A 23310-nucleotide genomic window follows, 5' to 3' on the forward strand; every position below is an offset into this window, starting at 1 on the left:
AATTTTAGGCGGTTGTGCGTTCGGGTAAAGATCAGTTCACGGATCGGACCGGCACGTCGCCTTTGAGGACGTTCGAGGACAGGACAATGCCCCGTCGCGCCGGCCCGTTACGGCTGGACACGAGCCGCCCGCTCTCGGGGGCATAGGGGGAGTGCGGTCCGGATTCGCCGTCCGGGAAGGCGGCTAGGCGTCGTGCAGTTCGACGATGAAGACCGTGCCCTTGGGGTGGTTGGAGGCGGCGCGGACCATGCCGCCGTGGTCCGCGACGATGGACCGGACGATGGTCAGGCCCAGGCCGGTGCCGCCCTTTTTCTCGGTGTAGTAGGGCTCGAACATGCGCGAGGAGTCCTTGGGCAGGCCCGGGCCGTTGTCGGCCACGGAGATGGTCACCGTGCCCGCGTCCGCGTCATGGACGGCGCTGATGCGGACCTCGCCGCCGCGCATGCCCTTGAGCGCCTCGGCCGCGTTGGTGAACAGGTTGATGAGCACCTTGCGGATGCCCTCGCGGTCAAAGGGGAACTCGCCGATGTCCGACGGCAGGGACAGGTCCCACTTGATCGCCCGGTGGGTGTTGGCGAACATGGCCGTGACCTCTTCGAGCAGCGGGGCGAGCTTGTCCGGCCGGGGCTGGACCTCGGGCAGCTTGGCGTAGGCCGAGAACTCGGTGACCATGTTCTGGAGCCGCTCCACCTGGTTGACGATCAGGCCGGTGCACTCGTTGAAGGTGTTCTCGTCAATGCGCTCGCCGTATTTACGCTGCAGCCGCTGGGCGGACAGCTTGATGGGCGTGAGCGGGTTCTTGATTTCGTGGGCGATGCGCCGGGCCACCTCGCGCCAGGCGGCCAGCCGCTGGATCTTCTCCAGCTCGGTGATGTCCTCGAACACGGCCACGTGGCCCGCGTCCCGGCCGCCCACGTTCTTCAGCGAGACCACGTTGACCAGGACCTTGATCAGCTTGCCGCGCACGGGCAGGTCCAGCTGGCGCTGCCAGACCCCGCCGGGCTTGGTGGACAGCTGGGCCAGGGCCTCCTCGACCATGTTCGCGAAATCGCCGGACAGGAACCGGTAGGGGACCTTGCCGATGAGCAGCTCTCCGGGGATGCCCAGGATGCTTTCGGCCGCGGTGTTGACAGTGCCGATGCGCCCTTCGGCGTCCATGGAGATGACGCCCGAGGTGATGTTGTTGAGCACGGCCTCGATATACTGGCCGCGCCGCTCCAGTTCCTGGTTCTGCTGGGCCAGGCGCTCGTTGGCCTGCTGCACAGAGTTCTGGCTCTGCTCCAGGTCCTCGGCCATGCGGTTGAAGGACTGGACCAGGAAGCCGAGTTCGTCATCCGAGCGGTCCTCCAGGCGCACGGACAGATCGCCGCGCCCGATGCGCTCGGTGCCCGCGGCCAGCGCCTGGACCGGGGCGGACAGCTCCTTGGCCAGCCGGAACCCGAACCAGATGGCCCCCAGGATGATGAGCAGGGCCATGACCCCGAGGGTCAGGTACAAATTCATTTTCCACGGATATTTGCGGGTCTTGAGCTTCTTGTACTCGTCCAGGCCGCGCACGATCTGGTCGAGCCGGTGCAGCAGCCCCTGGCCCACGGTCTCGCCGACCACCAGATAGCCGGTCTTGCCCTCGTCCACCGGGGTCACGCCCAGGACCAGGTCCGAGCCGGGCTTGGGGATGATCGTCGTCCAAGAGCGCGGGTCGGCGCGCAGGGACTGCCAGTCGATCTTCTCCTTGATCTCGGGCCAGGCCTGGCTCCACTGGGCCGAGGCGTGGGTGTTCTGCTCGTTGCCCTCCGGGGTGATGACGCCCACCAGGCTCAGGTCGTACTCGTCGAACTTGCGGTTCAGGTACTTGTCCATGGCCTTGCCGCCCCAGGCGAACTTGGAGTCCACGATGTCCTTGATCATGACCGCGCCGCGCCGCTCCAGACGGTCCTGGGCCGAGCCGTAGAAGGCCCGCCCGAGCTCCAGGGCCTGCTCCATGGACTCCTCCACCTGGCCCTTGAACCAGTAGTCCACCGAAGTCTGCACGAACTTCACCGAGACCAGGTAGATGAGCACCGTGGGGATGAGCGACAGGGAGATGAAGGCCAGGACCAGACGGGTGCGCAGCTTGGAGCCGAGCACCCGGCGGCGGCGCTCCAGGACCAGGCGCACCGCGTTGCGGGCCACGTAGAAGAGCATGGCCAGCAGAAAGACCACGTTCAATATGAGTAGGTTGAGGATCAGGTAGTAGTCGCCGCTCAGGTACTTGAGCTCGGCCCAGGTCAGCCCGGCGATGAGAAAGATGAAGATCAGCGCGATGATGTACTCGCGCCGGTGTCGCCGTTGGTCCCGGCTGCTGGTCGGGCTGATGCGGATCGGATCGGGGGTCACGCGTCAGCCCCCTAGAAGGTGAAATCCAGCTGGAAGGCGTTGTCGGCCCCGGCGTCCCAGGACCAGAAATAAAAGAAGCGCATCATCCCCTCGGGCGCGTCCTCCTCGTTCATGGAGGTGTGCAGCCGCAGGGAGTATTTTTTGCCCCGGTCGAGCAGAGCCCAGGAACCCAGGGTAACGCCGATGGACCCCCAGCCCTCGTCCAGGACCGCGCTCAGGTCCGTGTCCCGCAGCGGCGTCTGCCTGCCGGGCAGAGTCATGACGAATTCGCGGGTCAGCGGGTCGAAGCTCAACCGGCTCTGGAAATGGACCTCGGTGATCTCCCTGTCCAGCCAGTAGTCGCGCGGCTCGGACAGGCTGACCTCGCACTTGAGCACCAGCACGGCCCCGTCCTCCAACTCGCCCTTGAGGATCGGCCTGTCTTCGACCACGATGCCGAAGCGCGCCGTGAGCCGCCCGTTCTCGTTGGCCAGGGTCGGGGCCTTCAGGCTCAGGCTCTGGGCCATGGCCGCGCTGGCCAGGATCAGGGCGGCCAGAAACGCGGTCGGGAGAAGGACGGCCGGGAACGATCCGGCCCGCATGTGGTCAGGGGTACGCATAGTCCTTGAGGATGTATCAGCCCCCGATTTAAAGGACAAGTACCGGGCCTTGTCTTTTCCCGGCCCCACACGTTATGGCTGGTCTCAGGATTCCACCCATTCAACAGGAGTTCCCCCGTGCAGAAAGAACTGCTCCTCGCCATCGGCGACGACCGCGCCGCCTCCTACAACCTGCGGTTTCTCAAGGACACCTTCGACTCGTTCTGCGACCTCAGGCTGACCCTGTTCTACGCCGCGCCGCGCTCGGTCCTGTGGGACCGGCAGGAGGCCGGGCTGCCGCCCTCGGACGAGGCCGTGGACCGCCTCGTGGCCCACAAGAAAAGCAAGGGCAAGAAGGCCCTGGAAGACGCCAAGCGGTGGATCATGGACATCGCCGGGTGCGACGGCGAGAACATCCGCACCAAGATCGTCCACTCCCGCCTGGGCACGGCCCGGGAACTCATCGCCGAGGCCCGCGAAGGCCTCTACGACGCCCTCATCCTCGGCCGAAAGGGGTTCACCTGGTTCGAGGAGATTTTCGAAAACTCCGTGTGCCACGACCTGCTGTGGCAGGACATCGACTTCCCCATCTGGGTCTGCAAGCGCCCGTCCCAGGTCTCCCACCGGAACGTCCTGCTCTGCCTCGACGGCTCGGAACCGGCCCTGCGCATGGCCGACCACGCCGGCTACATGCTCGCCGAAGAGCCGGGCCAGTCCTTCACCCTCTTTCACGTGGCCCAGACAGGTTACGCCGAGGTCCGGTCCGCCCGCATCTTCGACGAGGCCCTGGCCATCCTCGGCGAACACGGCATCCCGGAAGAACGCATCGACATCAAGATCGTCACCGGCCGCAACCCGGTCAAAGCCATCCTCAAGGAGGCCCGCGCCGGACACTACGCCGCCGTGGCCGTGGGACGGCGCGGCACAGGCTCCCAGACCCGCATGGAGAACCTCTTTCCCAGCACCGTGTCCGTCAACCTCCTGCGTCAGCTCCAGGACACCGCGCTGTGGATCAGCAAGTAGGGAGGGGCATGGGGGAGCCTCCGGTGGGCACTCGCCGGGCGGGCGTCTCCGACGGCTTAAGAACCTCCCAAACTTTTTGTGTGCCTTCGGCAGGGGCGTGCGGGCACGGGATGGCGAAGTGCTTCGCGTGAGGTGGGGGGGGGGAGTTCGGCCGGGTGGTGTCCCGAAGGGTTCGCGCCGGTAGCCAACGCCACAGGTGGGAAGTTGCGGGCTTGAAATTTCGGTCTCGCGGCGTTTTTGAACGGCGGCGAAGAAATCGCCCACCGGAACGGCGGAAGGCGGTCCCACGCCCTTCGCCGCAGGCGACCCAATAAGTTTAGGAGAGTCCAGAGAACCCTTTTCAAAGGGTTCTTTGGCGGGTCCAGGGCAGCGCCCTGGTCTCCCCGAAGGGGTCCGCAAAGCCGGAGTTATCTCCCCAGCTCACCCGTCAGGCGCACCAGCCAGTCCGTCCAGTGGCGGCTGGCGGTTTCGTCGTAATTGGCGGACAGGGGGTTCATGAAGCCGTGGCCCGCTTCGGCTCGGTGGCAGGAGATCAGGGGAATGGCTTGGAGCGTGGTTGCCAGTTCGTCCACGTCGAAGTGGGGCTCGGCGTCCGGGAAGATCAGGTCCACGGGGGCGGAGGGGACGCGGTCGGTCATGGTCCGGATGGCGGAGCCGTAGAAGCAGCAGGCGCGGAGTATGGGGAGACCCCGGGTGCAGACGGCGGCCCAGGCGGCTCCGGCCCCGGCGCTGAAGCCGATGAGGAGCGCCGGGTGCGCGGCTTGACGGGCCAGGTCCGTGACCCGGCGGGCGTAGGGTTCGAGTCCGCCGTGGTCGAGATAGGCGGCGTAGGCCTGTTCTTCGGAGGCGAAGCGCGGGTCGCGGCCGTCGAAGGGGTCGGCCACGGTCACGCGGTCGGCGTACGGGCGCAACCGGTCGGCCAGGGCGTCGGTGTGGGGCGTGCGGCCCCAGATTTCGGTGGCCAGGATGATCTCCATGTTCGCTCCGTGGTTGCGGGTGCGCCGAACATAGGCCGTGCGTGGCCGGGCCGCAACCAAAACAGCCCCCTGCCGGACCGTCCGGCAGGGGGCGTTTCATGCAACAGGTCAGCGAGAGTGTGAGATCGCTGCCGTCTAGTCGTTGAGCGCTTCGTAGACCTTGCCGACCATCCCGTCGTTGGGGGTCAGGGTCTTTTCGCCCGGCGTCCATTTGGCCGGGCAGACCTCGGCGGGGTGGTCGATCAGGTAGGTGTTGGCCTCAACCTTGCGGACCAGCTCATCCGCGTTGCGGCCGACGTTGTAGAAATTGATCTCGGACGAGACCAGCACGCCCTCGGGGTTGATGACGAAGGTGCCGCGCAGGGCCAGGCCGGTGTCGTAGTCCCAGACGTCGAAGAACCGGGAGATCTCACCGGTGGGGTCGGCGGCCATCTTGAACTTGACGTTTTCCAGCATGCGCTCGTCGGACCGCCAGGCCATGTGCGAGAATTTGGTGTCCGTGGACACGGAGATCACCTCGGCTCCGAGTTTTTTCAGGTCCTCGTGGCGGGTGGCCAGGTCGGCCAGTTCGGTGGGGCAGACAAAGGTGAAGTCCGCGGGATAGAAGAACAGGATGGCCCATTTGCCTTCCTTGCGCAGCGCGCCCAGGTCCACCTCAGTGAAACCGCCCTCGGTGGGGTCGAAGGCCTCCATCGTGAACTCGGGCACGGGCTGGCCCACTTTGGCGAAATCAGGCATGGTATCGTTGGACTCGAATTCGTTGCTCATATTATTTTCCCTTTCTTTTTTCAGAGGTTGAATTTTTTGTAGGAATGATTACCGTTTTCAAGACACTAAGGACAGGCCGGGTCTCCGTCAAGGTTTTTTTGCATTTTTCCGCACTTTGCCCGGCGGGTCATGGTAGTGTATACCGGGGCTTCCTGCGGGGCGGCTCCGGCTTAGGGCGCCCGGCGCATGATCGAATACAAAAGAAAAGAGAGCGTTTATGACTTTCGGCTTCACCAAGATACGGGAAATGGAAATCACGGAGCTGGCCAGCACGGCCATTGTCTACCGCCACGACAAAACGGGCGCGCGCGTCCTGTCCATGATCAACGACGACGAGAACAAGGTCTTCGGCATCTCGTTTCGCACTCCGCCCGAGGACTCTACGGGCGTGGCCCATATTCTGGAGCACTCGGTGCTCTGCGGCTCGGACAAGTATCCGGTCAGGGAGCCGTTCGTGGAGCTGCTCAAAGGGTCGTTGCAGACCTTCCTCAACGCCCTGACCTTCCCGGACAAGACCTGCTATCCCGTGGCCTCGGCCAACGTGCAGGATTTCTACAATCTGATCGACGTCTACCTGGACGCGGTCTTTCACCCGCGCCTGACCGAGAACACCCTGAAGCAGGAGGGCTGGCACTACGAGCTGGAGTCCCCTGACCGCGACATGGCCTACAAGGGTGTGGTCTTCAACGAGATGAAGGGCGCGTACTCCTCGCCCGACTCCCTGCTCTACGAACACTCCCAGCAGTCCCTGTTCCCGGAGACCACCTACGGCCTGGACTCGGGCGGCGATCCGGCGGTCATCCCGGACCTGACCTTCGACAAGTTCATGGCCTTCCACCGCGACCACTACCACCCGTCCAACGGGTACGCCTTCTTCTACGGCGACGACGATCCGGAAAAGCGACTTGAAATCCTGGACGCGGTCTTTTCGCGGTACGAGGCCATCGACGTGGCCAAGACTCGGGTGCCGCTCCAGCCGCGTTTCGCCGAGGCCAAGACCGTGCGCAAGGGCTACCCGGCCTCGGACCGGCTGGCCAAGGGCATGTTCACGGTCAACTGGCTGCTGGCCGAGACCGCGGACGCCAACTTGAACCTGGCCCTGCATATTCTCGAGCACATCCTCATCGGCCTGCCCAGTTCGCCGCTGAAAAAGGCGCTGACCGATTCCGGCCTGGGCGACGACCTGGCCGGCGTGGGGTTGGAAGCCGATATGCGCCAGATGTTCTTTTCCGTGGGCCTCAAGGGCATGCACCCGTCCAACGCGGTCAAGGTGGAGTCGATCATCTTCCATACCATCAAGGAACTGGTCGAGAACGGCATCGACGCCCGCGACATCGAGGCGGCCGTGAACTCTGTGGAGTTCTCCCTGCGCGAGAACAACACCGGCTCCTATCCGCGCGGCCTGTCACTCATGTTCCAGGCCCTGTCCACCTGGCTCTACGATGACGACGAAAACGAGGGCGATCCCCTGGCCCTGCTGCCTTTTGAGAAGCCGCTGGCCAACATCAAGACGTGGCTGGAAAACGGCGACAAGATCTTCGAGGAACTCCTGGCCCGTCTGTTCCTGCATAACCCGCACCGGACCACCGTGCTCCTGGAGCCCGACCAGAAGCTGGCCCGAACCCAGGCCAAAGCCGAGTCCGACCGGCTGAAAGCGGCCAAGGAGGCCCTGACCCCGGACGGCATTCAGGCGGTCATCGATGACGCGGCCGAACTCAAGCGCCTCCAGGCCGAGCCCGACGCGCCCGAGGCCCTCAAGACCATCCCACGCCTGTCCGTGGCCGATCTGCCCGCCGAGAACCGGCCCATCCCCACGGAAGTGCGCACCCTCGGCGGCCGCGAGCTGCTCTTCCACGACCTGGCCACCAACGGCATCGCCTACCTGGACTTCGGCTTCGACCTGTCCGTCATCCCGGACGCGCTGCTGCCCTATGCGGGCGTCTTCGGCCGCGCCCTGACCGAATCCGGCACCACCGAGCGCGACTATGTCGACCTGTCCCAGCGCATCGCCCGGACCTCGGGCGGCATCTGGGCCCAGCCGTTCGCTTCGCCCATCCGCGACTCCAAGGACGCCGCCGCCCGCCTGTTCCTGCGCACCAAGGCCACGGGCGAGCGTATCGTCGACACCTGCGGGATCGTCACCGAGATCCTGACCTCGGCCCAGCTCGACAACAAGGAGCGCATCGGCCGCATCGTTTCCGAGGCCCGCGCCCGCGCCGAGCAGCGCCTCGTGCCCTCGGGCCACATGATCGTGGCCACCCGGCTGCGCGCCCGGACCCACGCGGCCCACGCCATGGACGAGGCCATGACCGGCCTGACCAACCTGTTCTTCCTGCGCGACCTGGAAAAGCGCATCGAGGACGACTTCCGCAAGGTCGCCAAGGACCTGGAGCAGTTCCGCACGCTCCTGCTCAACCAAAGCACCCTGATCCTCAACGCCACCATGGACCAGGACCTCTTCGCCCTGGCCGAGCCCGCCATGCAGGCCGTGGTCGAGGCCCTGCCCGCCGCCGGTCCGGCCATTGCCGAACGCGCCGTCCCGACCCTGCCCGCGCGCGAAGGCCTCGCCATCCCGGCCCAGGTCAACTACGTGGGCAAGGGGTGCGGCCTGACCGAGCACGGCATCCAGCTCACCGGCGCGGCCCAGGTGGTCAACAAGCTTATTCGCACCGGCTATCTCTGGGAAAAGGTCCGCGTGCAGGGCGGAGCCTACGGCGCGTTCTGCATCATGGACCGCCTGGCCGGGGCCCTGGCCTTCGTCTCCTACCGCGACCCCAACGTGGCCGACACGGTCAAGGCCTTTGACGGTCTGGCCAACTACCTCGAAACCGTGAGCATCGACGCGGACGAGCTGGAGAAATCCATCATCGGCGCCATCGGCGAGATCGACGCCTACCAGCTGCCCGACGCCAAGGGCTTCACCGCCCTGGCCCGACACCTGACCAACCAGGACGACGCCTACCTGCAAACCGTGCGCGAACAGGCCCTGAACGCCTCGGTAAACGACTACCGCCAACTCGCCCAGGCCGTGCGCACCGTCGCCCAAAACGGCGACATCTGCGTCCTCGGCGACTCCCTCGCCATGGAAAACAGCGGCCTGGACCTGGATATCAAACAGGTTCTGTAAAAGAATGCCTCCGGCGGCCGGGGGAAGGGGAGGAAAAACCCTTTGAAAAGGGTTCTTTCCTCCCCTTCCCCCGGACCCCCATCCCCTCCTTTTCCCAAACTTTTTGTTGCCGCTTCGCGGGCTGCGAATGCGGTTAAAGCGTCTTTTCCCCCATTAGAAAACGCCGCAACGTGGGATTGTCATGTTTCCCCCGCAGGACAGGGCGGGGTTGGCAGCCGTCCCGAAGTGTTCGCGCCGGGCGGCCCACCGAGGCCCGTGGGCGTCCGGCGCGAACACTTCGGAACACCACCCGGCCGAGCTCCCTCCACACCCCACGCGCAACAATCCGCCTCTCCGCACCCAGCCCTTTCGCCGCAGGCGACACAAAAAGTTTGGGAGAGTCCAGAGAACCCTTTTCAAAGGGTTCTCTGGCGGGGTCTGGGGCAGCGCCCCAGCGGGGTTTGGGGCCGCGCCCCGATTCCCCGGACCTATTCGGCCAGGAACGTCTCGATCTGCAGCCGGACGGCCGCATCGCGGGTGGTGTGGAGCAGGGAGCGGGCCTTTTTGCGCAGTCCTTCGCGGTCTGCCAGGGTGTGCTCCAGGGCATTGAGCCGGGCGGCGAAGCGGTCGGCCATGCGGGGGATGCCGCACAGGCGCAGCAGGCGCGTGCATTGGCGGAAGGCGTCCGGACCGGGGCAGAGCAGGGAGCGGAGGTAGGCCACGGCCATGGCCTCGCGGGGGCTGCCCTGTTGTTCGAGCAGGGCGGCCAGGCGGGCGTGGCCCTGGTCCCAGAGTGGCTCCTGGAGGAGCAGGGCGTGGAGGCGGTCGGCGTCCTGTGTGGCGTCGAGTTCGGCGTCGAGTTCGGCCAGGCGCGGCTCGGGCAGTCGCACGGCGAGATCGAGCCATGGGGTCAGGGCGGGTTCGAAGCCGTCCTCGCGCAGAAAGGCGCAGAAGTCTTCGCGGGCGTCGCGGCAACGGGAGCGGAGCAGGCGCAGGTTGGCGGACTCGTGATCGAACCGGCCTTCGGTGCCGTGGGTGTGGTGGTGGATGACGCTGTGCGGCGCGACCGAGAAGCGGCCGCCTTTTTGGGCGATGCGGCAGCACAGGTCCACGTCCTCCATGCCGTTGACGAACCCTTCGTGGAAGCCGTTGTGGGCGTGGAACAGCGGGGCGGGCATGAGCAGGGCGGCGGCGGTGATGACGCTGAAGGCGCGTTGCCGGAGCACGGCCGGATGGCCCTGCGGGAAATATTCGTAGAGGTGGCGGAACTCCATGTTGTCGGCCACGGCGATGCCCAGGTGCTGGACCCGTCCGGCGCGCACGGAGTCGTCTTCCGGGAACAGGAGCAGGGGGCCGACCCCGGCCAGTCGGCGGTCGGCGCGCAGGGTGTCCATGAGCGGCGGCAGCCAGTTCGCCGTGACTCGGGTGTCGTTGTTCAGGAAGAAGAGATGCGCGGCGGATGAGGCTTTCGCGCCCGCGTTGCAGGCCTTGGCGAAGCCGAGGTTCTCGGGCAGGCGGTGGTGGACGAAGCGGTCGCCGAACAGGGTTTGGCCCAGGGCGGGCGCGGCGGTCGGGGTCTGGTCCGTGGAGCCGTTGTCGGCCAGGATGACCTGGAATTCGTCGCCCGGGGTGTGCTCGGCCAGTGATCGCAGGCACGGTTCGGTCAGGTCCCAGCCGTTCCAGACCGGGATGACGACGGACAGTCGGAAGCGGGACCCAGCCATGCCGCCTAGCCCATTTCGGGCTCGCCCTTCCAGGCGAAGAGCGGGGTGAGCGGCTTCATGTTGACGAAATCCACGCGCACGGCCACGAACGCGCCCAGGGCCGGAGGCAGGAGATGGCCGTTGGCCAGGTTGGACAGGGTGGAGGATTTCCAGGTCTTCATGGGCCCGGCCAGGACCGAGCGGGCCATGGTGGGCCGAAAGCCCGTGGCCCGGTGCACGAGGTCCTGCATCTCGCACCAGGTGAACCAGTGGGCCCGGGCCAGGGAGGACTCGGTGCCGCGCACGTTCATGTAGTAGTAGAGGGAGTTCTTGTTCAGGAAGCCGATGACCAGACCCTTTTCGGCCACGCGCGCTGCCTCGGCCAGCATGGCCTCGGGCTCGTCGGAGAATTCGAGCACGGACCAGAGCAGGGCGTAGTCGAACTCGTTGTCCGAATAGGGCATGTGTTCGCCGTGGCCCACGTGCAACTCGGCCCGGCTGCCGAACCGCTGGCGCGCGGCCGCGATCATCTCGGGAGACTTGTCCATGCCGGTGACGTCGAGCCCCATCTGATAGAGGGTCTCCATGAACAGGCCGGTGCCGCAGCCGATCTCCAGGATCTTGCGCTTGCGCCGGGGCCATCCGGCCAGGACGTCCTGGAGCAGCATGACCTCCCGATCCAGGGCGTAGCGCCCTTCGGGGGTATCGAACCATGCTTCGTATCTATCCGGGTCCCAGCTCATGGCGGCGTCCTTGGTCGGTTTCGTCTTCTCCGGAAAGTATGACCATCATACCCCTCTCTGTAAACAGGGGGGGCCGGAAAAGTTGGTCGAAGCCGCCTGAAGCGCGCCTGCTGGAAGCCGTCTAGCGCCCGCCGCGCCGTCCTCGGCCCATGCCCTGGCCGCGTCCGCCCCGGCCCTTGCCGAAGCCTTGTCCGCGACCGCCCGGACCATTGCCGCGTCCGCCTCTGCCGAAGCCGCGTCCAGGGCCGCCGGTCATGGGGTCCTCGCGCAGGGTGGCGACGAGCTTGCCGAGGATGGTGCGCAATTGATCGCGCTCGGCCTGGTCCAGGCAGTCGAACTGACTGTCCGTGCCGCTGTCATTGTCCGGGGCCAGGGAACGGGCCTGATCCGTGGGGGAGATGATGAAGCCGCGCCGGTCCTCGGGGTTGCGCTCGCGGAGGATGAGTTCCCGGTCCTCGAGCTTGCGCAGCAGCTCGCTCAGGGACGAGGAGCGCACGTCGAGGATCTCGAGCAGTTCGCCCTGGGGCATGGGCCCGTTTTCGAGCAGGATGGACAGGACCTGGTGCTGGGCGTGGTGGGCGGAGTCCTGGCGGTGGGAGGCGCGGGCCATGAGCCGGGAGGCCAGGCGGAAGAGCCCGGCCAGCTCGGCGTTGCTTGCGTGATTGTCGGGGCTCATGGCTAGCGCATCCTCGCGGCGTAGGCCTCGCCCTTGGGGCAGGAGGGGGCGCTCAGCGGGCAGTGCTGCTCGCACAGCGGGCAGACCCCGGCTTCGGGTCCGAAACTACTGCCGAAACCGTCGGCGGTGTCCATGGCCTGCCGGTACGCGCCGCTTCGGCCCGGCCAAAACCGGTTCAGCCCCATGCCGCACGGCCCGCGCCCCATCCGGCTCTGGCCGAAGTCGTCGAATCTCTCCTGCGACTGGCCGTAGCACGGGCCGAAGCCGTCGCCATAGCCGGACCGGTTCCGTCCGCGACCCAGGCTGCGCCCGACCCCCTTGCCCGACCGGCCTCTGCCGTCGCCCTGGCCGAATCCGGCCTCCGCGCCGCCGCGCCGTCCACGGCCCTGCCCGCGATTGCCTCGTCCGAACCCTCTGCCGCCGTATGCATCGTTATTCCAGCCAAACATGTTCTTACTCCTTTCGGTTTATGATTATGGCGCCGATTTGCGTAGGTGCCTTCCTTTTCTCTTCGAATATAGTCCCCCAATCCCGCCTGTCAAGATAAAAAGGTACCTTCCTGTTTTGTTCTTATCTCATAATTATCGGGTTCCCACACAGAATCGCAAAGAAAGCAGTCCGTTAAACTACTCCCGAACCCACCGCGAAGCGGCCCCAAAAAGTTTAGGAAGGAGAGAGGGGATGGGGGTCCGGGGGAAGGGGAGAGAGGGGATGGGGGTCCGGGGGAAGGGGAGAGAGGGAACCTTTTCCCAAAAGATTCCCTCTCTCCCCTTCCCCGTGCCTTTAATCCGTCTGGATATTATAGGCCTTGAGTTTGCGGTACAGCGAGCTGCGTTCCAGGCCGATGGCCTTGGCGAGCTGGGAGATATTGCCGTCGAACTCGCGCAGTTTGGCTTCGAGGAACCGGGCCTCGAAGTCGGCGCGGGCCTGTTTGAGGTCGGCCGGGCCCTTGTTGATGAGGTCGTCCATGGGGGAGGCTTTCGGGGCCTGGGCGCTGTCCGACGCGGCGGCGCGCGGCGCGGGCTTGAACTCGGGCGGCAGCCGGTCGGCGGTGACAGTGTCGCCGGCAAACATGATGAACATGCGCTCCACGAAATTCTTGAGTTCGCGCACGTTGCCGGGCCAGGGGTACTGCTGGAGCACGTCCAGGGCCTCGGGCGAGAAGGCGATGGGCTTGAACCCGTGCTGCCGGACCAGGGTGTCCATGAAGTCGTTGATCAGCAGCGGGATGTCGCCGGTCCGGTCGCGCAGGGGCGGCAGTTCCAGGGGAAAGACCTTGAGGCGATAGTAGAGGTCCTCGCGGAAATTGCCCGCCTCGATCTCCTTGGCCAGGTCCTTGTTGGTGGCCGCGATGACGCGCACGTCCACCTTGATGGTCTTGCGTCCGCCCACGTGCTCGAAGGCCTGCTCCTGGAGGATGCGCAGGATCTTGGCCTGGGTCTTGAGGGACATGTCGCCGATCTCGTCCAGGAACAGGGTGGACCCGTCGGCCAGCTCGAACTTGCCTTCCTGGGCCTTTTCCGCGCCGGTGAAGGCCCCTTTCTCGTGGCCGAACAGCTCGGACTCGATGAGTTCCTCGGGGATGGCCGCGCAGTTGACGGCCACCAGGGGGCGGTCGGCGCGCGAGGACTGGTTGTGGATGGACCGGGCCACGATCTCCTTGCCCGTGCCGTTCTCGCCGGTGATGAGCACCCAGGACTCGGTGGGCGCAACCCGGCCGATGACCGCCTTGAGGTCGGCGATGGGCTGGGACTCGCCGGTCAGGGTGATGGGCTGCTCCGAGGAGATGCGCGTCTTGAGCGCCAGGTTCTCCTGGCGCAGGCGGGAGAATTCCAGCCCGTTGCGGGCCGAGACCACGACCTTTTCGAGAGACAGCGGCTTTTCGATGAAGTCGAAGGCCCCTTTCTTGAGCGCCTTGACCGCCGTCTCGATGGTCCCGTGGCCCGAGATCATGATCACGGGCAGCCCCTCGTAGTCGCGGGAGATGATCTCGAGCGCCTTGAGGCCGTCCATGCCGGGCAGCCAGATGTCCAGGAAGACCATGTCCGGGATGTCGGTGCCGAGCAGTTCGAGCCCTTGCTCGCCGGACTCGGCCTCGACCACGGAAAACCCCTCGTCCTCGAGGATGCCGCGCAGGGAAAGGCGGATGGTCTCTTCGTCGTCGATGATCAGGATGTTTGCGGCCATGGGTGCTCCCTTGCGAGGTCGTGCGGCGCGGTCGCGCCGTCCCTCCTTATAGATGACCCGGCGCGATGATTCAAGCCGGGGGCTTGTTCGCGGCCGGGACTATCAGAACCCCCAGTCCTTTTTCTTCAGCCAGTGGTAGGAGCGCTTGCCGTGGACCATGTCGCCCAGCGGGCCCGCGCCGAGGTTGACGAACCGGCTGATGGCCCTGTTGCCGAACAGCTTCATGGCCCGGAACAGGACCCAGCGCAAGGTGTTGGAGCCGTTGAGTTCGGGCAGGATGGTATGGTGCAGGCGGCGGAGATATTCGGGGCCCGGATCGGTGTCGGTTTGCAGCGCGTCGGCCACGGCCCGGCCCGCGTACATGCCGGTGCACAGAGCGTAGAAGATGCCCTCGCCGAGGAGCGGCTCCACGTAGCCGCCCGCGTCCCCGGCGAGCAGGGCGTTGGCGTGCACCGGGTCGTGCAGGAAACTGCCGTAGGGCAGGGGATGGCCGCGCTGGTGGGTGAGCACGGCCGGGTCCACGCCGAGCACGTCGAGGTAGGCCCGGAACAGCTTGGCGAAGTGGGTGTCCTTGCGGCGCAGGCCGCAGATGCCGACGAGCAGATGGTCGCCGTTGGGAAAGACCCAGCCGTAGCCCGCTTCCAGGAAACCGATGTACAGGATGGGCCGGTCCACCGGCTCGGGGAAATCGGCGGCCGGAATCCTGACCTCGATGGTCGCGGCCGTGGAGCGGCGCATGGCCCTGATATTAACCTCCGGGAAGGACGCGCGCACCGTGGAGTGGGCCCCGTCCGCGCCGATGATGTATCGGCCTCGGACGACCTGGCCGTCCTTGAGAAAGACCTCGCCCGTTTCCGGGTCGCAGCGGACCACTTCCTCGCCCTCCCGGACATGGGCCCCGGCCCGGCGCACGTGGTAGAGCAGCCGGTTGTCCAGTTCGGCCCGGTCGGTCAGGTGGAAGGGGTAGGACACGGTCCCTTCGGCCAGGGTCGAGGTGAAGGAGCGGATGGTGTAGCGGTCGGACACGTACTTGACAATGCCGTGCTCGCGCAGGGTCTCCGGGGTCTCGCCGAAGAGCAGGTCCAGGAGGCGCATGGTCTTCCAGGTGAGCAGGCCGCCGCAGAGCTTCACGCGAGGGAACTCGGCCTTGTCCAGGACGACCACGGAGCGGCCCTGCCGGGCCAGGGTCGCGGCCGCGGCGCTGCCCGCCAGCGACCCGCCGCAGACGATGGTGTCGAAAATCTTGGTCATAGCGTCGGCATGCCCTGGAGGGATCACATGAGATTGATCATGGACGAGGGGTTTTTCCCTTCCTTCTTCAGTTTCTGGTAGGCGCGCAGGTCCTTGTCCAGCTTGTTCAGGAGGGAGACCACCAGGTCGCGCCGGGCCACGCGCCGGGTCGGGGTGGAAAAGGTGAACCCGTCGGCCATGGTCACATGGAGTTCGAAGAGGACGTCCGTATCGGGCGTGACCGCCTTGTACCGGTCCTGGGGCGAGGCCTGGACCTTGACCTCCTGGAAGAGGTCGTTGCGCGCCTTGATGTAGCCGAGCATGCGCTCGATCTCCCGCCCGGTGTAGGCCTTGCGCCCGAGCCCTCCGGTAAACTGGAGCTTCTTGGATGCGGTGTTGGAGAACACGGACTCGCCCTTGCGCACCAGGTCCAGGTTGAAGAAGATGGCGATGATGGCGGCCGCCACCAGGACCAGGAAGATGTTCCGGATCCATTCCGCCGATTTTTTCCGCCGTTTCGAGTCGTGCATGCGTCCTCCCTGAAAACCGTGTTCCGCGTGGTTCCTATACTATGAAACCCGGCAAGAAAAAAGCCTTGCCTGCGGCTGCGGCCCGGAGAGGCCCGGTTCCCTTGACAAAAGCTGCGGGCCGGGGCCAAGTTGCACAGTGTGAAACCGTGAACCGGGAAGCCCGGGGGGAGAAATGGAGAACAGCAAGATAGCCGCCCTGGTGGAGCTGGGCATCCTCTGCCGGGGGGTGCAGGTCGAGCCCGTGGGGGACGGCCACGCCGACCCCGGCCCGCATCGTTTCTCCGATCACCCCCAACTATGCCGGTTCGAGAACCCCGCCTTCCGCCATCCCTTTGAGGACCCGTCGACCGCCGCCTACACCCTGTTCGCGCCGGCCACCTCCATGGAGGAGGCGCTCTCCGGCACCAGGCTGGTGGTCCTGCTCGGCACGGCCGACACCCCGCAGCTGCGCGCGGCCCTGGCTTCCAAGGCCACGGTGGTGATCCTGTTCGAGCCGGACGAGCGGGTGCTCATCCGGTTTCTGGAGGAATTCAAGCTGGCCGGGCTGAACCGGGCCAACCTGTTCTGCTTTACCGGTGAACCCCGCTCCTTTGATCCTCCCCTGCAGGAGATGCTCCCCGGCGACATGTTCCGGTTGGGCACCCCGGCCTTTTTCGTCACCGACCGCGTGCGCGAACTCTACGGCGGATGGGCCGACCGGGTGGTGGAATATCTGGAAACCCTGCACTACCGGCACGCCATCTACGGACTGTCCGGCCAGGCCCTGAGCCTGTCCCGCCCCCTGCGGGAGATCCACCGGGGGCTGCTCTACGACCAGCAGCTGCACGCCTTCGAGAACGTGGGCGAATACCTGACCGCGCCGCCCATCAACGGGTTGCGCAACCGGCTGCGCGGGACCGAGGCCGTCCTGGTGGCCGCCGGGCCGGATTTGCCAGAAAAGCTCGACTGGATAAAACGCAACCGGGATCGCGGCGTGATCATCTGCGTGAACAACGCGGTCAAGCCCCTGGCCGATGCCGGCATCCAGCCGCATTTCGTGGTCATCAACGATACATCCGTGGCCTCCGGGGTCGTCTTCAAGCACATCCCGAAGATGCCCGGGACCATCCTGGTGGGCCACTGCCTGTCCGACCTGGGCGGGGACCGCTTCCGCCAGAAGTACCTGTTCGGCTCGTTTCTGCCGCAGATATTCGGGGAGCGGGACTCCCTCCGGCTCCACGGCTCGGTCATCTCCACGGCCTTTTCCCTGGCCCGTTACCTGGGGTGCGAACGCTGCGTGCTCATCGGGGCCCAGCTGGCCTCGGCCAACCCGTGGGGGCTGAGCTACGCCCGGGGCACGGTCAAGGACGCGCCCGGCACCAAGGAGAGGGAGCTGATCAACGAACATCCCCAACTCTGCCCGGTGACCACGCCCTTCGGGGAGCCGCTTTTCACCACGCTCAACTTCCTGGACGCGGCCCTGTGGCTGACCGAGGAGATCCGCGTGTCCGGGGTGCCCTGCGTGAACACCTCGAAGGCGAGTATCCTTTACGGGGAAGGTATCGAGTTCGACGAAGAGCCCGTTCTGTCGGGCACGGTGCCGAACATGAAGGATCTGTACAGGCCCGAGCCGCCGCGCGTGGACGCAGGGGAGGCGGGCCGCTGGCTGCGCGGCGAGATCCGGCTGTGGACCAGCGTGGCCGAGGCCGCCCGGGCCATGCTGGCCGACGACACCCCGGCCATGACCGCCAAGGGCATGGCCATCCTGGACCAGCTGGACAAGAACAACGTCACCTATCTGGCGGAACGGCGCGGGGGCTTCCACAACCGTCTGTTTCATAGGCAGGTTTTCGACGGAGACGAATCGTCCCGGCGCAAGGGGCTGCGCCTTTATTTCCGCAACGTACTGGCCATGAGCGGCGAGTTTCTCGACCTTCTGCGCCGGGCCGTCAAATCCCTCTAGAGGTCGCGGCGGCAGGCCAGCGGCATGCGCCAGCCCGTGCCGAATGAGCGCGGGGTGAGCTTGATGCCGGGCGCGGCCTGGCGGCGCTTGAATTCCGCCGCGCGCACCAGGTTGAGGACCCGGTTCACCGTGGCCTCGTCAAAGCCCTCCGCGACGATCTCCTTGCGCGACCGGTGGTGCTCGATGTGGAGGGCCAAAATGGCGTCGAGCACGGCGTAGTCGGGCAGGGAGTCCTGGTCTTTCTGGTCGGGCCTAAGCTCCGCGGACGGGGGCTTGGTGATGATCGCCTCCGGGATGTTCGGGGCGACGTTCGCGTTGTACCATTTGGCCACGTTGAACACCCCGGTCTTGTCCACGTCCGAGATGACCGCGTACCCGCCGGACATGTCCCCATAGATGGTGCAGTAGCCCACGGCCAACTCGGACTTGTTGCCCGTGGTCAGGAGCAGGGCCCCGAACTTGTTGGACATGGCCATGAGCAGGTTGCCCCGGATGCGCGACTGGATGTTTTCCTCGGTGGTGTCCGGCTTATATCCGGCAAAGGGTGCGGCCAGGGTCTTCTCGAACTGGGCCATGATCGGCTCGATGGGCAGGGTCACGGTCTTGATCCCGAGGTTCTCGGCCAGTTCCAGGGAGTCGTCGATGGACCCCTTGCTGGAGTAGGGAGAGGGCATGAGCACGCAGGTCACGTTGTCCGCGCCCAGCGCCTCGGCGGCCACCGCGGCGGTCACGGCCGAGTCGATGCCCCCGGACAGGCCGACCAGGGCCTTGGAAAAGCCGCTCTTGCGCACGTAGTCGCGGGTGCCGACGACCAGGGCGCGCCAGGTTTCGGCCTCGCGGCAGAAATCGTCGTCGGCCACGGTGTTGGCCGAGGGGGTGTCCGTGTCCACCACGATGACGTCCTCCTCGAACCCCTTGGCCCGGGCCATGAGGCCGCCGTCGGACGTGAACGCGCAGGACCGGCCGTCAAAGACCAGGTCGTCGTCGGCCCCGGCCTGGTTGACGTAGACCATGGGCGCTCCGTACTTGCGGGCCACGGCTCCGAGCATGTCCTCGCGCAGCTGCTGCTTGCCCAGGAACAGGGGCGAGGCGGAGAGATTGACTATGATGTCCGGGTTCTGGGCAGAGGCCTCCTCGAGCGGGTCGCGCGCATAGGTCCGGGTGTCCCAGTAGTCCTTGTCGTTCCACGCGTCCTCGCAGATGGTCACGGCCAGTGTCAGGCCGCTCATGCGGATGATGTTGGCCTCCGGGTCGCCTTCCGGGCCGGGCTCGAAGTAGCGCGCCTCGTCGAACACATCGTAGGTGGGCAGCAGGGTCTTGCGCACGGACCGCGTCACCCGGCCGCCCTCGCAGAACAGGGCGCAGTTGAAGACCGGCTTGCCCTGGCCCGTGCGGTTGCGTTCCACCGCGCCCAGCAGCAGGGGCGGGCCGTCCGCGAGCGCCTTGGCCAGCTCGTCGGCCCGGTCGCGGACGCGGTCCACGAACCCTTCGTAGAGCAGCAGGTCGCGGGGCGGATAGCCGGTCAGAGCCATCTCGGAAGTCACGCAGAGGTCCGCGCCCAGGGAGTGCGCGCGGCGGGCAGCGTCCAGTATCCTGGCCGCGTTGCCGTCCAGATCGCCGACAATGGGATTGAGTTGCAGGACGCCTATTTTCATGGGGACCTGATACGCCAAAGCCGCGCCGGGGGCAATACGCACCCGGGTTCTTTCCTGGTTCGGGATGGATGGACGCGAGGTGGGCCCGATCCTTGCAAAGTCTTATCCTGGCGTCATGGAAATGGCGTCGAAAAGGCCGTCCTGCCCAGCCTTCGGGTCGGGTATCGTTTGGTCGGTGAATAAAATGAGGCAAAAAACCTTAAGACATTTGGCTTTTGTGCCGAACAATCATACAGTCGGTTGATGATTGAAACGAGAAGGTTGCGCGGACTTATTGGGAAACCGTTGGCGGTGATAGGTAGAATATGAAGAAAAAGGCTTTGATCACCGGGGTAACCGGGCAGGACGGCTCCTATCTGGCGGAGCTCCTGCTCGGCAAGGGGTATGAGGTCCACGGCCTGAAGCGCCGGGCCTCGCTGTTCAACACCGAACGGGTGGAGCATCTGTACCAGGACCCCCACGAGGCGGACCAGCGGTTCATCCTGCATTACGGCGACATGACCGACGCCACGAACCTCATCCGGGTCGTGCAGGAAGTCCAGCCCGACGAGATTTACAACCTGGCCGCCCAGAGCCACGTGGCCGTCTCCTTCGAGACCCCGGAATACACGGCCGACACCACCGCGCTCGGCCCGTTGCGGCTGCTCGAGGCCATCCGCATCCTCGGGCTGGTGGACAAGACCCGTTTTTACCAGGCCTCCACCTCGGAGCTGTTCGGCAATTCCGGGACGGCGGTGCAGAGCGAGATGACCCCGTTCAGCCCGCGTTCCCCCTATGCGGCCGCCAAGCTCTATGCCTACTGGATCACCGCCAACTACCGCGAGGCGTACGGCATGTACGCCTGCAACGGCATTCTCTTCAATCACGAGTCTCCCCGCCGGGGCGAGACCTTCGTCACCCGCAAGGTCACACGCGGCCTGGCCCGCATCGCGGCCGGGCTGGAGTCCTCGGTCTGGCTGGGCAACCTCGACGCCCGGCGCGACTGGGGGCACGCGGCCGACTTCACCGAAATGATGTGGCTCATGCTCCAGCAGGACACGCCCGACGACTACGTCATCGCCACCGGGACGAGCTACTCTGTCCGCGAGCTGGTGGAAATCGCCGGGGCCAGCCTGGATTACGACATCGCCTGGAGAGGCGAGGGTGTCGAAGAAGTGGGTTTCGACATGAAAAGTGGTGTCGAGTTGATCAAGATCGACCCGAGATACTACCGTCCCACCGAGGTGGACAGCCTGACCGGCGAAGTGGCCAAGGCCAGGGAGCGGCTGGGCTGGACGCCCAAGATCTCCTTCGTGGACATGATCGCGGAAATGGTCGCTTCCGACCTGGAAAAGGCCGGGGCCGAAGTGCTCTGCCGGGAAAACGGCTACGGCTATTCGCCCTGTGGGGAGCGCCGGTAGACCCGAATCGGCCCCGATTCCCTGGTATGTTTTCTGCAAGCGTCGGGATGTGGGCGGGTTATGCCTGCGGCGGGGACGATGGACTATTGCGCTGAAGCGGGGACGTTTCGAGGATAAATCGTTAATTGAATTAATGAATACCACGGATCCAGGGTTGCCGGAGAGGGCGGCCGGGGAGCCGGGGGATACTGTCAAGAAATTGAAGTCGTATGCGGAACCAGCGGAAAATATTGACCACCTTGCCGATTGAACCGGCCGGGACGCCGCCAGGTAAGGGAACCAGGAAGCGAAAATGAGTTCAGGCCGGTACAAAGTGGGTTGGCTGCTCTTCGACGATCCCCGCAGGCATGCGGATGTCTCCTCCGTGGATACCTATATCCGCATGCGCTTCCTGGGGATCGCGCGGGAACTGCACGATGCGGGCGTCTGCCAGTGCGAGCCGTATACGGAAGGCGTTCTCTACGACGCCATCGTCGTCACCAAACTCGGCCTACGCGAGTTCGACCACGCGGAAGCCGTGGTCAGGACGCACAAGGAACACGGCAAGGCGGTCCTGTTCGACCTCAACGTCAATTATCTCGAGGATTGGGGTGAGCATACCGAGGCCTATCTCAAGCCCAAGCCCCGTCATCTGGAGCACGCGCATTTCATGTGCGACGCGGCCGACGTCGTGGTCGCGGATTCCGCGTATCTGGCCACCGTGGCATCGCGGTACAGCCGCAACGTGCACGTGGTCACGGACAATATCGCCCCGGAGATGTTCCGGGGCCTGAAGAAGCACGGTTCGGCCGACCCGCTGACCATCGGCTGGTGCGGCGTGTCCGTGAAGAGCTATCACCTCGCCATCGTGGACGAGGTCCTGGCCGAATTGTCCAAGCGGTATCCCATCAGGCTCCTGCTCATTTCCAACGAGCCTCCCCGGTTTGTGCCCGGCGTGGAGTACGAGTACAGGCCCTACGATTACGACCGGTTCCCGGCGGACATCCTGGAGTGCGACCTGGGCATTTCCCCCAAGGTGCTCAACAACGCCTATGAATTGGGACACACGGAGTTCAAGGTGACCACCTTCCTGGCCCAGGGTGTGCCTGTCGTGGCCTCGCCCCAACCTTCTTACCTGCAGGCCGTCCGCCACGGGGAGAGCGGTTTCATCGCCTCCACCGGGAACGAATGGAGGACCTGCCTGGAACAATGCTTCGCCGATCCTGCCCTGCGGAACCGGCTGGGCTTACGGGCCCGTGAGGACGTGTTGGAACGATACGCCACCGAGGTCGTGGCGCGACGCTACGCCGCCGCTATCCGCTCGGCGCTGGGCGAAACGGATTGATGGCGGGGGAAAGGCGCGTGTCCTTTCCGATCGGGGGCCTCAACGGGATCAGAGGCGGGGTCGACCATCCCGCCTACAACCAGACGGAGGAACGCATGGCGGATTTCATGATTATCACCGATTCGTGCGACACCACGTGCGAGCGGCTCGTTGAAGCGCTGGAGCGGTTCGGGATGCGCCCCGAGAATTCGGTCCTGGTGTGCCCCGAGGGGCTGGACGCCGGGGAGGAATTCAGCCGGGCCGTGCGCTTTGAGCCGCCCCTTTCCCAGTGGCGGCACACGGATGTCGTCGACGTGATCAACACGGAGATACGGCCCAGGACGATAGTTATCCTGGTCGAGGCCCCGGCCCTGCGTCCGGCGGGCAACGACATCATGTCCTTCGTTTATTTCATCCGCGGTGTGGAGGAAATCCATTACCTGACCAGCGACGGCGTTGCCACCGACATTTCCGCTGACGTTCTGGCCCGCATGCGGCAGACCCGCAACTGGACCGATTCGGGGCAGGGGTTCTATGTGCGCCAGTACGAGAGCTACGAGGACTACGTTCGGATCCAGTGCTCCAAGTACATGAACGACGAGGAGAAGATAAGGCAGGACACCGAACGGTTGCTCTACCCCCGGTTCAAGGCCCGTTTCGAGACCGTGGCCCCGCTGCTCCCGCAAGGGGCCAGCGTCATGTGCATCGGCGCCCGTTCCGGCTGGGAGGTCAAGGCGTACCGCGACCTGGGCCACAACGGCATCGGCATCGACCTGTATCCGGGCAACGACAATCCCTATGTGGTCTACGGGGACGCCCACAGTCTCGAATGGCCCGACGGGTTGTTCGATCTGGTGTACTGCAACGTCATCGACCATCTGCCCTACCTGGATCGGTTCCTGGGGGAGGCCAAGCGCATCTCCAGGCGCGACGGACTCTGCTTTTTCGAGTTCGGCAGAGGCATGCGCGCCGAGCAATGCGAGGCCCTGGCCTGGGAAAGCGCGGACGCCCTGATCGATTATCTGAAAGCGGCCTGCGGCAAGGTGGAGGTGCTCCAGGACAAGTTCGGCGTGGTCCAGTTCGTGGCCCGGCTGCACCCGTAGGAGACGCTAA

At 65.4% G+C, this 23310-nt stretch carries 18 protein-coding genes; 6 read left to right on the forward strand and 12 right to left on the reverse strand.

All coding sequences use genetic code 11. The features are described from left to right. Positions 1–183 precede the first annotated feature (183 nt). Entirely contained in the window at positions 184–2376 is a 2193-nt protein-coding gene (locus tag ACR42D_RS00600) for a sensor histidine kinase (RefSeq protein ID WP_484564935.1), read from the reverse strand. Between the two features lie 11 nt (positions 2377–2387). Further along, positions 2388–2975 carry a DUF4390 domain-containing protein gene (locus tag ACR42D_RS00605; protein ID WP_484564936.1) on the reverse strand — a complete coding sequence of 196 codons (588 nt, stop codon included), beginning with the start codon at positions 2973–2975 and terminating at the stop codon, positions 2388–2390. Positions 2976–3092: 117 nt separating this feature from the next. Between ACR42D_RS00605 and ACR42D_RS00610 the strand changes: the two genes are divergently transcribed. Then, positions 3093–3977, forward strand: coding sequence for a universal stress protein (locus ACR42D_RS00610; RefSeq protein WP_484564937.1), 885 nt, complete (start codon positions 3093–3095; stop codon positions 3975–3977). Between the two features lie 407 nt (positions 3978–4384). Here the strand turns inward: ACR42D_RS00610 and ACR42D_RS00615 are convergent, their stop codons facing one another. After that, complete coding sequence (locus ACR42D_RS00615) at positions 4385–4954, reverse strand: dienelactone hydrolase family protein (protein ID WP_484564938.1); 570 nt, start codon at positions 4952–4954, stop codon at positions 4385–4387. A gap of 135 nt (positions 4955–5089) precedes the next feature. Further along, positions 5090–5722, reverse strand: coding sequence for a peroxiredoxin (locus ACR42D_RS00620; RefSeq protein WP_484564939.1), 633 nt, complete (start codon positions 5720–5722; stop codon positions 5090–5092). 217 nt (positions 5723–5939) lie between these two features. Here ACR42D_RS00620 and ACR42D_RS00625 point away from each other — a divergent pair, with 217 nt between their 5' ends. After that, positions 5940–8849: an insulinase family protein gene (locus tag ACR42D_RS00625; RefSeq protein WP_484564940.1), complete on the forward strand. Its 2910-nt coding sequence runs from the start codon at positions 5940–5942 to the stop codon at positions 8847–8849. A 467-nt stretch (positions 8850–9316) separates the two neighbouring features. Here ACR42D_RS00625 and ACR42D_RS00630 read toward each other — a convergent pair whose 3' ends face one another. The 7 genes from ACR42D_RS00630 to ACR42D_RS00660 form a co-directional block, all read right to left on the reverse strand. Further along, on the reverse strand, positions 9317–10552 hold the full coding sequence (locus ACR42D_RS00630; protein WP_484564941.1) for a glycosyltransferase family 2 protein: 1236 nt from the start codon (positions 10550–10552) through the stop codon (positions 9317–9319). Between the two features lie 5 nt (positions 10553–10557). After that, complete coding sequence (locus ACR42D_RS00635; protein WP_484564942.1) at positions 10558–11274, reverse strand: class I SAM-dependent methyltransferase; 717 nt, start codon at positions 11272–11274, stop codon at positions 10558–10560. Positions 11275–11395: 121 nt separating this feature from the next. Further along, entirely contained in the window at positions 11396–11950 is a 555-nt protein-coding gene (locus tag ACR42D_RS00640) for a MarR family winged helix-turn-helix transcriptional regulator (RefSeq protein WP_484564943.1), read from the reverse strand. A 2-nt stretch (positions 11951–11952) separates the two neighbouring features. Next, positions 11953–12399 carry a hypothetical protein gene (locus ACR42D_RS00645; protein WP_484564944.1) on the reverse strand — a complete coding sequence of 149 codons (447 nt, stop codon included), beginning with the start codon at positions 12397–12399 and terminating at the stop codon, positions 11953–11955. Positions 12400–12733: 334 nt separating this feature from the next. Then, positions 12734–14137, reverse strand: coding sequence for a sigma-54-dependent transcriptional regulator (locus tag ACR42D_RS00650; protein ID WP_484564945.1), 1404 nt, complete (start codon positions 14135–14137; stop codon positions 12734–12736). A 102-nt stretch (positions 14138–14239) separates the two neighbouring features. Further along, entirely contained in the window at positions 14240–15388 is a 1149-nt protein-coding gene (locus ACR42D_RS00655) for an NAD(P)/FAD-dependent oxidoreductase (protein WP_484564946.1), read from the reverse strand. Positions 15389–15411: 23 nt separating this feature from the next. Next, positions 15412–15897, reverse strand: coding sequence for a hypothetical protein (locus tag ACR42D_RS00660; protein WP_484564947.1), 486 nt, complete (start codon positions 15895–15897; stop codon positions 15412–15414). 172 nt (positions 15898–16069) lie between these two features. Between ACR42D_RS00660 and ACR42D_RS00665 the strand changes: the two genes are divergently transcribed. Beyond that, positions 16070–17839 (forward strand): 6-hydroxymethylpterin diphosphokinase MptE-like protein, encoded by a 1770-nt coding sequence (locus tag ACR42D_RS00665; RefSeq protein WP_484564949.1) that lies wholly within the window; start codon positions 16070–16072, stop codon positions 17837–17839. Here the strand turns inward: ACR42D_RS00665 and ACR42D_RS00670 are convergent. Beyond that, the gene (locus tag ACR42D_RS00670; RefSeq protein ID WP_484564950.1) at positions 17836–19494 is read right to left on the reverse strand and encodes an NAD+ synthase; all 1659 of its coding nucleotides are present in this window, start codon (positions 19492–19494) and stop codon (positions 17836–17838) included. The genes ACR42D_RS00665 and ACR42D_RS00670 overlap by 4 nt on opposite strands. Before the next feature lie 305 nt (positions 19495–19799). Between ACR42D_RS00670 and gmd the strand changes: the two genes are divergently transcribed. The 3 genes from gmd to ACR42D_RS00685 all read left to right on the forward strand — a co-directional run bounded on the left by gmd (position 19800) and on the right by ACR42D_RS00685 (position 23300). Continuing rightward, entirely contained in the window at positions 19800–20894 is a 1095-nt protein-coding gene (gene gmd / locus ACR42D_RS00675) for a GDP-mannose 4,6-dehydratase (RefSeq protein WP_484564951.1), read from the forward strand. Positions 20895–21186: 292 nt separating this feature from the next. Next, positions 21187–22218, forward strand: a complete 1032-nt coding sequence (locus ACR42D_RS00680; protein WP_484564952.1) for a glycosyltransferase — start codon at positions 21187–21189, stop codon at positions 22216–22218. Between the two features lie 95 nt (positions 22219–22313). Continuing rightward, positions 22314–23300, forward strand: coding sequence for a class I SAM-dependent methyltransferase (locus tag ACR42D_RS00685; protein ID WP_484564953.1), 987 nt, complete (start codon positions 22314–22316; stop codon positions 23298–23300). Positions 23301–23310 lie beyond the last annotated feature (10 nt).

This window comes from Pseudodesulfovibrio sp. lm2024, assembly GCF_051175575.1.
Classification (GTDB): domain Bacteria; phylum Desulfobacterota; class Desulfovibrionia; order Desulfovibrionales; family Desulfovibrionaceae; genus Pseudodesulfovibrio; species Pseudodesulfovibrio caledoniensis.

Coding starts and splice junctions, on each gene's coding strand:
- ACR42D_RS00665 (WP_484564949.1), top strand. CDS start 16,070: ATGGAGAACAGCAAGATAGCCGCCCTGGTGGAGCTGGGCATCCTCTGC.
- ACR42D_RS00655 (WP_484564946.1), bottom strand. CDS start 15,388: ATGACCAAGATTTTCGACACCATCGTCTGCGGCGGGTCGCTGGCGGGC.
- ACR42D_RS00650 (WP_484564945.1), bottom strand. CDS start 14,137: ATGGCCGCAAACATCCTGATCATCGACGACGAAGAGACCATCCGCCTT.
- ACR42D_RS00615 (WP_484564938.1), bottom strand. CDS start 4,954: ATGGAGATCATCCTGGCCACCGAAATCTGGGGCCGCACGCCCCACACC.
- ACR42D_RS00635 (WP_484564942.1), bottom strand. CDS start 11,274: ATGAGCTGGGACCCGGATAGATACGAAGCATGGTTCGATACCCCCGAA.
- ACR42D_RS00620 (WP_484564939.1), bottom strand. CDS start 5,722: ATGAGCAACGAATTCGAGTCCAACGATACCATGCCTGATTTCGCCAAA.
- gmd (WP_484564951.1), top strand. CDS start 19,800: ATGAAGAAAAAGGCTTTGATCACCGGGGTAACCGGGCAGGACGGCTCC.
- ACR42D_RS00660 (WP_484564947.1), bottom strand. CDS start 15,897: ATGCACGACTCGAAACGGCGGAAAAAATCGGCGGAATGGATCCGGAAC.
- ACR42D_RS00685 (WP_484564953.1), top strand. CDS start 22,314: ATGGCGGATTTCATGATTATCACCGATTCGTGCGACACCACGTGCGAG.
- ACR42D_RS00670 (WP_484564950.1), bottom strand. CDS start 19,494: ATGAAAATAGGCGTCCTGCAACTCAATCCCATTGTCGGCGATCTGGAC.
- ACR42D_RS00605 (WP_484564936.1), bottom strand. CDS start 2,975: ATGCGTACCCCTGACCACATGCGGGCCGGATCGTTCCCGGCCGTCCTT.
- ACR42D_RS00630 (WP_484564941.1), bottom strand. CDS start 10,552: ATGGCTGGGTCCCGCTTCCGACTGTCCGTCGTCATCCCGGTCTGGAAC.
- ACR42D_RS00640 (WP_484564943.1), bottom strand. CDS start 11,950: ATGAGCCCCGACAATCACGCAAGCAACGCCGAGCTGGCCGGGCTCTTC.
- ACR42D_RS00645 (WP_484564944.1), bottom strand. CDS start 12,399: ATGTTTGGCTGGAATAACGATGCATACGGCGGCAGAGGGTTCGGACGA.
- ACR42D_RS00625 (WP_484564940.1), top strand. CDS start 5,940: ATGACTTTCGGCTTCACCAAGATACGGGAAATGGAAATCACGGAGCTG.
- ACR42D_RS00680 (WP_484564952.1), top strand. CDS start 21,187: ATGAGTTCAGGCCGGTACAAAGTGGGTTGGCTGCTCTTCGACGATCCC.